Source organism: uncultured Winogradskyella sp. (assembly GCF_947498005.1).
In the GTDB taxonomy this organism is placed as follows: domain Bacteria; phylum Bacteroidota; class Bacteroidia; order Flavobacteriales; family Flavobacteriaceae; genus Winogradskyella.
The window spans coordinates 447,285-462,010 of record NZ_CANMIW010000003.1 but is presented as its reverse complement, the minus strand read 5'-3'; the positions used below and the strand labels follow the sequence as shown (position 1 = coordinate 462,010).

11 protein-coding genes are annotated in these 14,726 nt (G+C 32.8%); 7 read left to right on the top strand and 4 right to left on the bottom strand.

Going from position 1 to position 14,726, the window contains the following annotated elements; translation table 11 throughout:
* Positions 1–33: 33 nt before the first annotated feature.
* From Q0891_RS07855 to Q0891_RS07840, 4 genes are all read right to left on the bottom strand, one after another.
* Positions 34–804 carry a TIGR02757 family protein gene (locus tag Q0891_RS07855; protein ID WP_299100449.1) on the bottom strand — a complete coding sequence of 257 codons (771 nt, stop codon included), beginning with the start codon at positions 802–804 and terminating at the stop codon, positions 34–36.
* A 28-nt stretch (positions 805–832) separates the two neighbouring features.
* Positions 833–1,873 carry a GMP reductase gene (locus Q0891_RS07850; protein WP_299100448.1) on the bottom strand — a complete coding sequence of 347 codons (1,041 nt, stop codon included), beginning with the start codon at positions 1,871–1,873 and terminating at the stop codon, positions 833–835.
* A gap of 94 nt (positions 1,874–1,967) precedes the next feature.
* Complete coding sequence (locus tag Q0891_RS07845) at positions 1,968–2,348, bottom strand: RidA family protein (protein WP_299100447.1); 381 nt, start codon at positions 2,346–2,348, stop codon at positions 1,968–1,970.
* Positions 2,349–2,491: 143 nt separating this feature from the next.
* The gene (locus Q0891_RS07840) at positions 2,492–5,257 is read right to left on the bottom strand and encodes a putative LPS assembly protein LptD (protein WP_299100445.1); all 2,766 of its coding nucleotides are present in this window, start codon (positions 5,255–5,257) and stop codon (positions 2,492–2,494) included.
* Between the two features lie 109 nt (positions 5,258–5,366).
* Between Q0891_RS07840 and Q0891_RS07835 the strand changes: the two genes are divergently transcribed.
* The 7 genes from Q0891_RS07835 to Q0891_RS07805 all read left to right on the top strand — a co-directional run bounded on the left by Q0891_RS07835 (position 5,367) and on the right by Q0891_RS07805 (position 14,616).
* Positions 5,367–6,482 carry an N-acetylmuramoyl-L-alanine amidase gene (locus Q0891_RS07835; protein ID WP_299100444.1) on the top strand — a complete coding sequence of 372 codons (1,116 nt, stop codon included), beginning with the start codon at positions 5,367–5,369 and terminating at the stop codon, positions 6,480–6,482.
* Positions 6,483–6,536: 54 nt separating this feature from the next.
* Positions 6,537–7,484 carry an MlaD family protein gene (locus tag Q0891_RS07830; RefSeq protein WP_299100442.1) on the top strand — a complete coding sequence of 316 codons (948 nt, stop codon included), beginning with the start codon at positions 6,537–6,539 and terminating at the stop codon, positions 7,482–7,484.
* Positions 7,485–7,497: 13 nt separating this feature from the next.
* On the top strand, positions 7,498–8,814 hold the full coding sequence (locus Q0891_RS07825) for a (Fe-S)-binding protein (protein WP_299100440.1): 1,317 nt from the start codon (positions 7,498–7,500) through the stop codon (positions 8,812–8,814).
* 106 nt (positions 8,815–8,920) lie between these two features.
* Complete coding sequence (locus tag Q0891_RS07820) at positions 8,921–9,703, top strand: (Fe-S)-binding protein (RefSeq protein ID WP_299100439.1); 783 nt, start codon at positions 8,921–8,923, stop codon at positions 9,701–9,703.
* Between the two features lie 53 nt (positions 9,704–9,756).
* Positions 9,757–10,242, top strand: coding sequence for an ABC transporter ATPase (locus Q0891_RS07815; RefSeq protein WP_299100438.1), 486 nt, complete (start codon positions 9,757–9,759; stop codon positions 10,240–10,242).
* Positions 10,243–10,323: 81 nt separating this feature from the next.
* Positions 10,324–11,547, top strand: a complete 1,224-nt coding sequence (gene serB, locus Q0891_RS07810; RefSeq protein ID WP_299100437.1) for a phosphoserine phosphatase SerB — start codon at positions 10,324–10,326, stop codon at positions 11,545–11,547.
* Positions 11,548–11,658: 111 nt separating this feature from the next.
* On the top strand, positions 11,659–14,616 hold the full coding sequence (locus tag Q0891_RS07805; RefSeq protein WP_299100436.1) for a glycoside hydrolase family 3 N-terminal domain-containing protein: 2,958 nt from the start codon (positions 11,659–11,661) through the stop codon (positions 14,614–14,616).
* Positions 14,617–14,726 lie beyond the last annotated feature (110 nt).

Genomic DNA, 14,726 nt, shown 5'->3' with positions numbered 1-14,726 from the left:
GTGGAAACCTTTTTTTATACGCTGTTCTTAGATTTAAAAACCTTCAAAAACACCTAATCCAAAAAGAGCAAAATCATACTTAACGGGATCTTTTGGGTCTAATTGCCTCAATGATTTGTCTAATTCTGCTAAGGCTTTACCATCATTTTGCTTGCGATTTAATAGTCCTAATTTTCTAGCTACATTTCCAGAGTGTACATCTAAAGGACAACTTAATTGCGATGGTGAGAGTGAATTCCAAATTCCAAAATCTACACCTTTAGTATCCGCTCTAACCATCCAACGAAGAAACATGTTAATGCGTTTGGCTGCGGAGTTTTTAAAGGGGTCGCTAATGTGTTTTTTAGTACGTTCTAAATGTGGTTGTTCAAAAAACACATTTTTAAACTGATGAATACTATTTTGAAGAGAAGCTGTATCAGCATATTTTGCAAATAGAGCTTCTAAACCTTTATGTTGTTGATATATGTGTCTCAGGCTTTTTACAAACTGCATTAAATCATCACTATTAAACGTTCTGTGAACAAATCCATTAAATCGTTCTAAGTCCGAATCTTGATGCTGCATAACAAACTCAAAGGGGGAGTGGTCTAGCAATTCCATCATGCGATGTGCATTATTAATAATACTTTTTCTGTTTCCCCAAGCGATTGTAGCCGTTAAGAATGCAGAAATTTCTATATCTTCTTTTTTAGAAAATTGATGAGGAATCTGTATAGGATCACTATCAATAAATTTTGGACTGTTATAGAGAATAACTTTCTCGTCTAGAAAATCTTTTAAGTCTTGTTTTTTTAGTTTCAAGCGATATGTGTTTGTAAATAAGTCAAGTCTACTTATTGTAAACTTGGTTTTCTTGTTCTGCTACTCGAATAAAAGTAGTACGCTTAGTTAACTCCTTTAATCGCTCAGCACCAACATATGTGCAGGTACTTCTCAAGCCACCTAAAATGTCTTGCAAAGTGTTTTTTACATCACCTTTATACGGAACTTCAACAGTTTTCCCTTCACTAGCTCTATACTCAGCAACACCACCAACATACTTATCCATGGCTGTAGAAGAGCTCATCCCATAAAATTGTTTGTATTGTTTACCGTTACGCGTAATAACTTTACCACCACTTTGAGTATGGCCAGAAAACATACCACCAAGCATTACAAAATCTGCGCCTGCGCCAAATGCTTTAGCAACATCTCCAGGAGTAGCACAACCACCATCACTAATTATTTGTCCACCCAAACCATGCGCGGCATCTGCACATTCAATAATGGCAGACAATTGTGGATAACCAACGCCTGTTTTTACTCGCGTAGTACAGACACTGCCTGGGCCAATGCCTACTTTAACAATATCTGCACCTGAGAGAAGCAATTGCTCTACCATTTCACCAGTAACAACATTCCCTGCAATAATGACTTTATCTGGGTATAGTTTTCTTGTCTGTTGTACGAAATTTACAAAATGCTCTGAGTAACCATTGGCTACATCAATACATATAAATTTTAATTGAGGATTGCTTTCAAAAACGGCCTTTAATTTATTAGAATCTTCATTACCTGTACCAGTGCTAATGGCAATAAAATCTTCGAGTCCGTTTGGCGCATCAGAGAGAAAAGAGTTCCATTCTTCAACTGAATAGTGTTTATGAATTGCTGTAAATAATTTAAGTTTTGATAACTCTAAAGCCATTTCAAAAGTACCAACAGTATCCATATTGGCAGCCATGATTGGCACGCCTTTCCAATTCGCGGTACTGTTTAAAAATGTAAAATTACGTTCTAAAGTTACTTGTGATCTACTTTTTAATGTAGAACGTTTTGGACGAATCATTACATCCTTAAATCCTAATTTAATATCATGTTCTATACGCATGTTTGAAGCTAGTGTAAGGTTACTATCAAAAGTACAATTCTTTCAAATAAATACTTGCTTTATATAAGCAGAAGTGTTTTTGTTTTATTAACATTTACTTTATAGCAATCATGCTAATTTCAACATTTACAAATTTTGGTAAATTAGCAACTTCAACAGTTTCCCTAGCTGGTGCAGTGGCTTCATCAAAATACTTTCCGTAAACGTCATTGATTTGCTTAAAGTTATTCATATCACTAATAAATATAGATGATTTAATAACGTTTTCAAAGGTCATATCTGCAGCTTCTAAAACAGCTTTCATGTTTTCCATAACTTGTCTAGTCTCGGTTTTTATATCGTCAATTACAAGTTCCATTGTTTCAGGATGAAGCGCAATTTGACCCGAAGTGTATAATGTGTTTCCTGTTAAAACTGCTTGATTATATGGTCCTATTGGAGCTGGTGCTTTTGTAGTGTGAATTATTTTCTTCATGTTATTTCTCTCATAATAGAGCGTTTGATTACTTTAAACAATACATCAAATTTAATCTATTTTTTTATAATAAACAGCGATATAAAAAGTCTATGTTAATATGTGAAAAGGGTTGAGTTAGAACAATGATATTAGAAATCAGATTAATTTCCTACGCTACGGTCTGCACGTTTACGCTGATCATATTTTAAATCTGAAAGCATACTTGATTTTATACCAATAAAGAAATTCCAAGAACTACGATCACTAAATGGAATCCAAGAAAAATTCATTCGCCAACTCATTAAATCTCGTTCAAAACGTAATTGCGTATACGTAAATCCCTGATTTAAAAAGTCGTAACCAGAGGATGCTCCGACACTCCAACGAGGTGATAAATCCACGTCTCCAGAAAACATAAGTGAATGCGAAGAAATGGCGTTTTCTCTTCGAGTGTTGCCATAATTAGCGGAATATGCCAATCTTAAGTTCCAAGGTATTTTGTAATTATAAAATTCATTATTATTTTCTTTTTCTTCTCCTTTATCGTCGTCAGAGAGTCGTTTGTCTGCGAAATCTTCAGCTCTTCCAAAAAGGTCATCATCTCGCCCTCCTGATCTCACGGACTCTCGAGATGATGACGAGTCTCTCTCTGTGTCTTTGCCTGAAAAACTATCATTAGAAAGCGTATAACTCATGGTTAGATTGGCCGATGTTAAACGAAATAAACTACCACCATTATTAATATTAAAAGTATTTACAACATTGTTATTGCTATCTAAGGCGTAGGGATTTAGAGTCATCCCAAAGTTAATGTTCATTTTGTTATTCAAAATCTGTGTTCCACCACTCACTCTTACAGGGCTTATATTAAGTGAATCAGCTGCCAGATCATAAGCAGTAGAAAAGTTGAGGTTATTTAGAATAAAAACTTTCTCAGGTTCTGTTTTTGTGGAATCTTTAGATTTAATCTTAGCTTCAAAGTTATTACCTATTGATAAGCCTACACTACTAGAGTAGCGATTACTAGGATTTCCGTAAAGTGAATTTTCAAAACGTGTATATTCTACTTCAGAGGTAGTACCATCTGCATCAACAACATCATAGGTCTCGTAATACTGATCAAAGGCTGGTGTAATGGAATAACTCAGAGATGGTCTTACTACATGTCTTATGGCTTGTATTTTTGGATCCTTGCCTTCTTTTTCAAAATTGTACATTCCGTAAACGGTAGTACCAATGCTTGCACCAAAATTATAAGTTAAAAAACGATCAAAACCATTTTGATTTATTGTTACAACTTCTTCGTTTGTCTGGTCGTAATATTTGCTAACGGTTTTAAGCGTCCAGTTTTCTTCTAAATTAGCATTAGCACTCACACTAAAGTAATCAAAAACTTTAAAATTTGTGGTTATTGGTAAGCTATGTTTCATACCAACTTTAGCATCATCAAACATTTCACTTTTACCAAAAATACTGTCATTAGTACTTATAGAATATTCACCTCTAGACGTAACTTGGAAATTAACATTTTGAATAATTCCTTTCTTAGAACCAGTCTTTGGTGCAAATGGATAAATTCTTCCTACAGAGGTCTGTAAGGTTGGTAACGTTAAATTAATATCTCCAGTATTTGTATTCTGACTATGTGATGCTGTTAAGCTTAAATTAACTTGTGGTTCACCCACAAAAGTTTTTGAGTAAGAAACAGAAGAGGCAAGTGTATTGTTTAAAAAGTTAGATTGATTTAATTGATTTACAGATTCTTGATAATACGTGCTACTTCCTAAGTTAACCGAAGCAGAAAAACGAGCATTAGGATTGGCTTTTGCGTCTTGACTATGCGACCATCTCAAATTATAAATAGTGCTTTGACTAAAGTCTGAAAATCCACGTTCACTGTCTAATAAATTTTCGTATCTAAAGCTTATGTTTCCTCGGTATCTATAACGTTTTGCGTAATTGTTTTCAACTCGCAATCCGTAACTACCATTAGTATAATAATCGCCCAAAACAGCTAAATCTAAATGGTCGTTAATTGCAAAATAATAACCGCCGTTTTGAATAAAATAACCTCGGTCACTACCTGTATCTTCTCCAAAGGAAGGAAATATAATTCCAGATGTTTGCTTTTGAGTCATAGGAAAAAAGGCAAACGGCAATGCAATAGGTGTTGGCACACCATAGATTTCCATATATGTTGGTCCTACAATAACTTTTTTGTTAGGGACTAATTTCATCTTTGACGTGACAAACTGGTATTCCGGATCTTCTTCATCCTCAGCCGTTGTAAATCGTCCTCTTTTCATAAAATATACAGAATCATTCTCCTTTTTAGTAATAGGGGAATAGACTTTAAAGCCTTGTTGTTCTGTTCTAGAATTAAATACTAGCGCTTTTTTTGTTTCTGTGTTGAAAACAATAGAATCTGGTTCTATGACATTAGCACCTTGCGTAAAAACCGGTCGTTGAGAATAACCAGTCGAATCTTTTATTCGGCCTGCATAGACTAAATTTTTACTGTAATCAATTTCTATGACACCAGCTTTAATTTCCATGTCTTCATAAAGCACTTCGGCTTCATTGTACATATAAATTTTCTGTGTCCTTTGATTCATAGAAACATAATCGGCAGCTCTATATTTTACAATACCTGTTAAAAACTCTTTCTTTTTTAAGGAGTCATTTTCTGTGCTGTCAGTTTCAGTTGTGTTTACAGGGAGTTTAGCGATATCACTTATACCTATTGTAGTTGTATCCTTCGGTTTTTCTGCCGGAATTGAAGCCTTAGGTTTAGGTAATTCTTGGGCGAAGCTCAAAGTGTTCATAAACACTGTAAAACTCAGGGAAAAAAGTATGTATAATCTATTTGTACGCAATCCTTTTAGATGTATTTTTGTAAAAGTATGGCTCGGTTTTTGAAACGCCAAAAGTACAGTTATTTTTTTGTGATTGATTTATTAAAATCATAAAGTTGAAAAATACGCTGTTACAGTTAAAAACATGTAATAAACCGAGTATATAAATCGTTAATAAAATATGCAAACGAAGCAAAATCACTTAATAGTATTCTTACTACTTTTATTTATAAATTCTTTAACATCTTATAGTCAATTGCATGCGCAAGACGATAAGTTTGTGGTGGTGTTAGATGCTGGTCATGGTGGTCATGATTCTGGTAATGTTGGTAATGGTCATAGCGAAAAAGATATAGCGCTTAAAGTAACTTTAGAGGTTGGTAAATCTTTGGCTAAGAACCCAGATATAAAGGTAATTTATACACGTAAAACAGATGTGTTTGTAGAACTACACGAGCGCGCTAATATTGCCAATAAAGCAGATGCAGATTTATTTGTTTCTATCCATTGTAATGCGCATAGCTCACAAGCCAGTGGAACAGAAACATTTGTATTAGGAGAAAAAAATACAAATAGAAATTTTGAAGTAGCAAAGCGTGAAAATGAAGTGATCTTCTTAGAGGAGAATTTTGAAGAGCATTATGAAGGTTTTGATCCTAATTCCATTGAATCAGGTATTGCCCTTACTATTGAGCAAGAAATTTATGTGGAACAGAGTATTATTTTAGCAAGAAAGATTGAAGATAATTTTATAGGTAAAGCAAAACGAAAAAGTAGAGGTTTAAAACAAGCTAGCTTACTAGTTATTAGAAATACATATATGCCAAGTGTTTTGGTAGAAGTTGGTTTTTTAACTAATAAAAAGGAAGGTAGTTATTTAAATACAAAAGCTGGTCAAACTAAAATGGCGAGTGCTATAAAAACGGCTATTATAGATTATAAAGAAGAACTCGATTTAAATGTTGGTAGTCACTTGTCTATTGCAAATAAGGAAGTCACTACGCCAACTGAAGAAGAAACCCCTCAGATTATTGAAGGCATTACGTTTAAAGTTCAAATTGCAGCGAGTTCAAAACAATTAGAACCAAAATCATATAATTTTAAAGGCTTAAGTGAAATAACTAGAGATAAAGCAGGCAATATCTTTAAATATTATAGTGGTAAAACTTCAGACTATAATAAGATTCAAAATTTGCTAAGCAAAGCAAGAAAAGAATATTCAGGTGCATTTATTGTTGCTTTTAAAGCAGGTAAAAGGATTAGCATGACTGAAGCATTGAAATCTGCTAGTAATTAAGAATATTATTAATATATTTATTCCTAATTTTGTTTTAAACCAAAGAATAGCCCATTGAAAATTTCAAGAGAAGTTAAAACAGCTATACTAGTCATTGCTGGTATCGCTTTTTGCATTTATTTATTTACCTATCTTAAAGGTGAAGATTTATTTGGACGAACTAACACCTACTACACAGAATTCGATTATAACTCATTATCTATGGCTTCGCCAGTAACCGTAAAGGGAAATAAAATAGGTAAAATAGAAAGTATTCAATATGATTTTGAATCGGGTAAAACTAAAGTTGCATTTAACGTTACACCAGAATTAAAATTCTCTATAAATAGTGTTGTAAGATTATACCAAGATGGTTTAATGGGAGGTAATGGTTTAGCTATTGTAGATGCAAATGATGGCAATATAGCTAAAGATGGGGATTTTATTAAATCTGAAATTAAGCCAGGAATGATTTCTTCTTTAGAAAAGAATTTTTCAGGAATTAGTGAAGATTTAGGATCTACATTACGTGCTTCAGATACGCTGTTAACAAATATAAATGCTTTAGTTGAAGATGATTCTGATAACGGATTAAAACAAACCATATCCGAATTAAATTCTACTTTAAAAACTTACAATAGAATTGGTTTAAAAGCGAATAGTTTATTAAATCAACATGATGAGAAACTGGCATCTATTCTAGATAATTTTGATTCAACTACGAAGGAGTTGGCTATCTTAATGAAAGATTTGAATAATGCTAAGTTAGCGAACACAGTTAAAAATTTGGATGAATTAATTCTAAAATTCAACCAATTAGCGTCTGGATTAGAAGCTGGCGAAGGTTCAATGGGCAAGTTGTTGAAAGATGAAAAACTATACAATAATCTTGAAAGTGCTACTAAAGAATTAGAACTTCTAATATTGGATATAAAATTACACCCAGCGCGTTACAGACGTATTTTGTCTAAAAAAGAAATCCCTTACGAGAAACCTACAGAAGCTCAATTAAACAACAATTAGATTATCCAACTCTATGGAATACTTACCAAATATAATTTTTGCAATATTATTAATTGCAGGTATTGGTTATTTTGCTAATAATGTAAAAAAACTAATTCGTAATATTAAATTAGGTCACAAAGTCAATGCAGATGACAATAAATCCGAACGTTGGAAAAACGTTGTAAATATTGCATTAGGACAAAGTAAATTAATAAAACGACCAGTTTCAGGCTTTCTACATGCCATTGTTTACGTAGGTTTTGTGATTATTAATATGGAAGTTCTCGAAATTATTATCGATGGACTTTTTGGAACACATCGTATTGGTCAAGAGTATTTGCCAGCTTCATTATATGGTTTTTTAATTGGTTCATTCGAGGTTTTAGCTGTAATGGTTTTGGTATCTGTCATTATATTCTGGATCAGAAGAAATGTGATTAAAATTAAACGTTTCTTAAGTTCAGAAATGAAAGGATGGCCAAAGAGTGATGGTAACATTATACTTTATTTTGAAGTTGTTTTAATGTGTTTGTTTCTACTGATGAATGCAACAGATACAAGTTTTCAAGCTTCAAACTCTGGAAATATAATTACGCAATTCATAGCACCTTGGTTTAGCGGATTTGAGCTAGAAACTTTACACACCATAGAAAGAATTGCATGGTGGATTCATATTGTAGGTATTCTAATTTTCTTAAACTATTTATATTTTTCTAAACACTTACATATCCTTTTAGCATTTCCTAATGTATATTATGGAAGTGTTGAACCAAAAGGAAAATTCAATAATCTTGAAGCTGTAACTGCAGAAGTAAAATTAATGATGGATCCTGACGCAGATCCTTATGCCGCACCTCCAGAAACGGCAGAGGATGAAGTGCCAGCTAAATTTGGAGCAAGTGATGTTATGGATTTAACACAAGTGCAATTACTTAATGCATACACTTGTACTGAGTGTGGTCGTTGTACGTCGGCATGTCCTGCGAATCTTACAGGCAAGAAATTGTCGCCTCGTAAAATTATGATGGATACTAGAGATCGTCTAGAAGAAGTTGGTAAAAACATAGACCTTAATAAAGGTAAGTTTGTAGATGACGGTAAACAACTTTTAGGAGATTATATTACAAACGAAGAACTTTGGGCATGTACAACTTGTAATGCCTGTGTAGAAGAATGTCCTGTAAGCATCAATCCATTATCTATTATTATGGATATGCGTCGTTATTTAGTAATGGAGCAAAGTGCTGCACCAATGGAATTAAATAACATGATGACTAATATAGAAAACAACGGAGCACCTTGGCCTTATAACCAAATGGATCGTTTAAATTGGAAAGACGAAAACTAATTAGAAAGTTTAAAGTTATACTGTTATAAAGTTGAAGGATTATAAAAGTGGAAAAGTTGATATAAAAATTTTAAAGCTTTTGAACTTTTAACAAAAATCAAATAGAATGAGCGAGCAACTAAAAGTGCCTACTATGGCAGATATGATGGCAGAAGGTAAGCAACCAGAAATTTTATTTTGGGTTGGCTCTGCTGGAAGTTATGATGATAGAGCAAAGAAAATTACAAAAGCATTTGTCAAGATTTTAAACAAAGCAAATGTAGATTTTGCAGTTTTAGGAACAGAAGAAAGTAATACAGGTGATGTTGCAAAACGTGCTGGTAATGAGTTCCTGTTTCAGATGCAAGCCGTTATGAATATTGAAGTTTTAAATGCTTACGAAGTAAAACGCATTGTAACCTGCGATCCGCATTCTTTTAATTGTTTAAAAAACGAGTATCCAAATCTTGGTGGTAATTATGATGTAATTCATCATACACAATATATAGAAGAATTAATATCTGCAGGTCGTTTAACTTTAGATGGAAACACTTTCAAAGGAAAGCGAATTACGTTCCATGATCCATGTTATTTAGGTCGAGCAAACAGTGTTTATGACGCACCTAGAGATGTTCTTAAAAAAACAAATGCGACTTTAGTAGAAATGAAACGTCACAAAGGAACTGCACTATGTTGTGGAGCAGGAGGAGCACAAATGTTTAAAGATGCAGAACCAGGAAATAAGGAAATCAATATTCTTAGAACTGAAGATGCTTTAGAAACACAGCCAGAAATTATTGCCACAGGTTGTCCGTATTGTAACACAATGATGACAGATGGTGTAAAGTTCAAAGAAAAAGAAGCAGATATTAAAGTAATGGATATTGCTGAGTTGATTGCGGAAGCTTAAGATTATTGTACTAAAATTCAATTTATCAAAACCCTCAAATCTTAAAAAATTTTATGTTAGTCGATTTTAACACTTTACCAGAAGAATCAAGAGTTTGGATTTACCAATGTAACCGTTCGTTTTCAGATGATGAACAAGTGCAACTTAAATCGCAATTAGACACATTCATTGAAGCATGGACTGCTCATGGAAAAGATTTAAAAGCAGGTTATAAAATAGTTTATAAGCGATTTATAGTAATTGCTATGGATCAGAGTTTAAATAGTGCAACAGGTTGTTCTATTGATTCTTCCGTAAGTTTTATACAACAGTTAGAGCAACAGTATAAAGTTGATTTAATGGATAAAATGAATGTATCTTATAAACAAGGTGAATTTATAGCTTACAAGCCATTGGTAGATTTTAAAAAAATGGCACAACAAAAGGCAGTATCAAAAAACACTATTGTATTTAATAACTTAGTAACAAACATCGCTGAGTTAAATGAAAATTGGGAAGTACCTGCTAGTGAGAGTTGGCATAACCGATTTATTAAATAACACTTCGTCTAAAAAACTTTCATATTTAAAATAGAATAGTCATTTTTACGGTGACTATCAACCAACAACAAATTTTACGAAGTGGCTACAGACATTTTTTTATTAAATATTTCAGGACAAGATAAACCAGGATTAACATCATCATTAACTAGTGTTTTGGCTGAATATGATGCCAAAGTTTTAGATATTGGTCAGGCGAATATTCACGATACCTTATCCTTAGGTATTATGTTTGAAATAAAATCAGGTAAAAAATCTGCTGCAGTTCTCAAAGATTTGCTATTTAAAGCTTATGAATTAGGCATTAAAGCAAAGTTTAAACCAATTTCATTAGAAGATTATGAAAATTGGGTAAGTCTTCAAGGTAAAGATCGTTATATCGTTACTATTTTGGGAGAAAAATTAGCTGCAGAACAAATATCTGAAGTGACAAAAGTAATTTCAGAAAAGAACTTAAACATCGATTCTATTAAACGTTTAACAGGTCGTTTGTCACTTGTAAAAAAAGCAGAATACCCAAGAGCATCTATACAACTTTCTATTAGAGGAAAAATAAGTGATAAAACGGAGTTTACTTCAAAGTTTATGGAAATTTCTAAGGAATTAGATGTGGATATTGCTTTTCAAGAAGATTCAATGTTTAGACGTAATAGACGTTTGGTTTGTTTTGATATGGATTCAACGTTAATTCAAACAGAAGTTATTGATGAGCTTGCAGAATTAGCTGGTGTTGGCGATGAAGTAAAAGCTATTACAGAATCTGCAATGCAAGGTGAAATCAATTTTAATGAAAGTTTTAAAAGACGAATGAAACTTTTAGAAGGGTTGAGTGAATCAGTTTTACAAGAAGTTGCAGAACGTTTACCAATTACAAAAGGCGCAAAACGATTAATAGATACACTTCACAATTATGGTTATAAAACAGCTATATTATCTGGTGGATTTACTTATTTTGGTCATTACCTTCAGAAAAAATTAGATATTGATTATGTATTTGCTAACCAATTAGAAATTAAAGATGGTGCCTTAACAGGTGGTTATATTGGAGATATCGTAGACGGAAGCAAAAAGGCCGAATATTTACAATTACTCGCAGACGAAATGCAAATAGATATTGCGCAGACTATTGCAGTTGGTGATGGTGCAAATGACTTACAAATGCTTAATCTAGCAGGTTTAGGTATTGCTTTTCATGCCAAACCAAAAGTAAAGGACAATGCCCAGAGTTCAATATCTAGTATAGGATTAGATGGTGTATTATATTTATTAGGATACCACGATCGTCATATCGATTTACTTTCATAATTGTTAATTACCTCGTTTATAAAAGTATCTTAAAGTCTTTATACTTCCTTTAAAATATGCTAATTTGGCACAATATTCGTTATCTAAATAATAAACGAAAAAAGATTGCCAATGCGTTACTTTGCCCTTTTTCTTATGTGCTTGTGTTTTCAAATTAATTTTGCACAAGATCTTTTTAACAATCCGCTTCAAACAAAGGATGCTGTCCAACAAAAAAGATGGGTAGATAGTCTGTACAATTCCATGTCTTTAGAAGAACGAGTTGGACAACTTTTTATGGTGCAAGTGTTTTCAGACAAAGGTAAAACACATGAAAATGGCATTGCTAGTTTAATTAAGAACCATCATATTGGTGGGTTAATTTATTCTAATGGAGGACCAGTACGTCAAGCAAAATTAAATAATGAGTTACAAGCCGCTTCAGATATTCCATTGTTAGTTGGTATGGATGCAGAATGGGGTTTAAGTATGCGTTTAGATTCTACGTATGCCTTTCCTTGGAATATGACACTCGGTGCAATTACGGATAATAAATTAGTAGAACAAACCGGAAGACAAATAGGAGAACATTGTAAACGACTTGGTGTACATTTTAATTTTGCGCCAGCAGTAGATATTAACACAAACCCTAATAATCCAATTATTGGAAACCGTTCCTTTGGTGAGGACAGAGATAATGTAACAGAAAAAGGATTAGCTTTTATGAAAGGTATGCAAAGTGCTGGCACATTGGCTAATGCTAAACATTTTCCTGGTCATGGTGATACTGAAGATGATTCTCATTTAAAATTACCAACGATTAATTTTAGTGCACAACGTATAGATTCTATAGAATTATATCCATACAAAAAGCTTATAAAACAAGGTTTGGCAAGTGTTATGGTTGCACATTTAAATGTACCAAGTTTAGAAAAAAGGAGAGGATTTCCTTCATCATTATCTAAACATATTGTTACAGATATTTTAAAAAAGCAATTAGGTTTTAAAGGTTTAATTTTTACTGATGCTTTAACCATGAAAGGTGCGGCTGATTATGTAGAAAAAGGCGTAGATGGCACAAGAGCTAGAAGTATAGTAAAAGGTGGAGAAATTGATTTAATGGCTTTTTTAGCAGGTAACGACGTTATGCTAATGTCTGAAAATCCTGCAAAAGGTATTGCTAAGCTAGTAGAGGCATTTAACAATGGAACCATAACTGAAGAACGATTGTCACATTCAGTTAAGAAAATATTAATGGCGAAGTACAAAGTTGGACTTAATAATTATTCGCCAGTAGGAATTTATAATTTAAAAAATGATTTAAACAGAATAAAGGACGATGCGCTCTATGAAGAACTCATGGAAAATGCCATTACAGTTGTTAAGAATTCAGATGAATTATTACCAATTAGAGACTTAGAAACTAAGAAAGTGGCCTATGTAACTTTAGGTGATGATAATGGTTCTGTGTTTTTAGACGAATTAAAAAAGTACACTAAAGTACATGAAATCAAAGCGGATCAACTAAATGAGATAATAAATAAACTTCAAAATTATAATACTGTTGTTGTTGGGTTTCATAAATCTAATGCTAATCCGTGGAAAGGATTTAAGTTTTCTCAAAAAGAAATGGCATGGTTGTATGAAATCGCTAGAACAAATACAGTAATACTAGACGTGTTCGCAAGACCTTATGCCTTAAATGATTTATTGTCTGTAGAAAATATTGAAGGCATAGTAATGAGTTATCAAAATAGTAAAATTGCGCAACAAAAATCAGCGCAATTAATTTTTGGTGCATTACCAGCAAAAGGAAAATTACCTGTAAGCACAGGAGAATTTTTTCCAGTAGGTACCGGAGAAACTTATAACTCTTTAATGAGTTTAACTTACGGTTTACCAGAGCGTGTTGGTATGGATTCTCAGCTATTAAGCCGAATAGATTCAGTAGCCAACCATGCTGTAAACGGAAAAATGACGCCTGGTATTCAATTAATAGTAGCGCGAAAAGGTAAGGTGGTTTATAACAAAAACTTTGGTTATCATACCTATTCTAAAAAAAATAAAGTAGATAGTGATGACATCTATGATGTAGCGTCGTTAACCAAGATATTAGCAACCTTACCAGTTTTAATGGAGTTAGAAGAAAGAGGTTCAATTTCTTTAGATGATAGATTGAGCAAGTTAATTCCAGAATATCGAAATACAAACAAAAAGAATGTAACCTTAAAGAAAATGTTATCGCATTACGCGCAACTGAAACCTTGGATTCCCTTCTATTACGCTACTTTAGATACTGTTACTAAAAAGCCTGATCCTAAATATTATAGAAAAACTAGAAGTAGTGAATACAATGTAGAAGTCACTAACACACTTTTTATGCGTAATGACTATCAAGATTCTATACAGAAAATAATTAGAGAAAGTGAATTACTTTCATCTTTACGATACAGGTACAGTGATTTACCTTACTATATTCTAAAGGATTATTTAGAAGGTTTTTATGATAAACCACTTAGCGAAATTACTCAAGATCGTTTTTATAAATCTTTAGGTGCAAATCGTACCACCTATAATCCACGAAAAAAGTTTAGTTTAAAAGATATTGTACCAACTGAAATAGATAATTATTATCGTTACAAAAAGGTACATGGTTATGTTCATGATATGGGAGCAGCTATGCAAAATGGAGTAGGAGGACATGCAGGAGTTTTTAGCAACGCTAATGATGTAGCAAAGATTATGCAAATGTATTTGCAAAAAGGATTTTATGGCGGAAAGCGCTACTTCAAAAACGAAACCGTAGATAAGTTTAATTACTGTTATTATTGTGGTAACAATAATAGACGAGGTATCGGTTTTGATAAGCCTCAGTTAGGCGAAGAAGGTCCAACTTGTGGTTGTTTATCTATGACAAGTTTTGGGCATTCAGGATTTACAGGAACTTACGCTTGGGCAGATCCTGAAGAAGAAATTGTTTATATCTTTTTAGCCAATAGAACGTATCCGCAAGCAGGTAAAAATTTATTATTACGAGAGAATATTAGAACAGAAATTCAACGTTTAATTTATGAAGCCATTATTGATTAACGTCAAATTACGAACGTTAAAAAGTTATTAAAGTTAAATCTTAAGCTCGGTAAAATGGTAACTTTAGATAATTGAAAAATTGAGTGAGAAAGGACTTATATATTATTTCG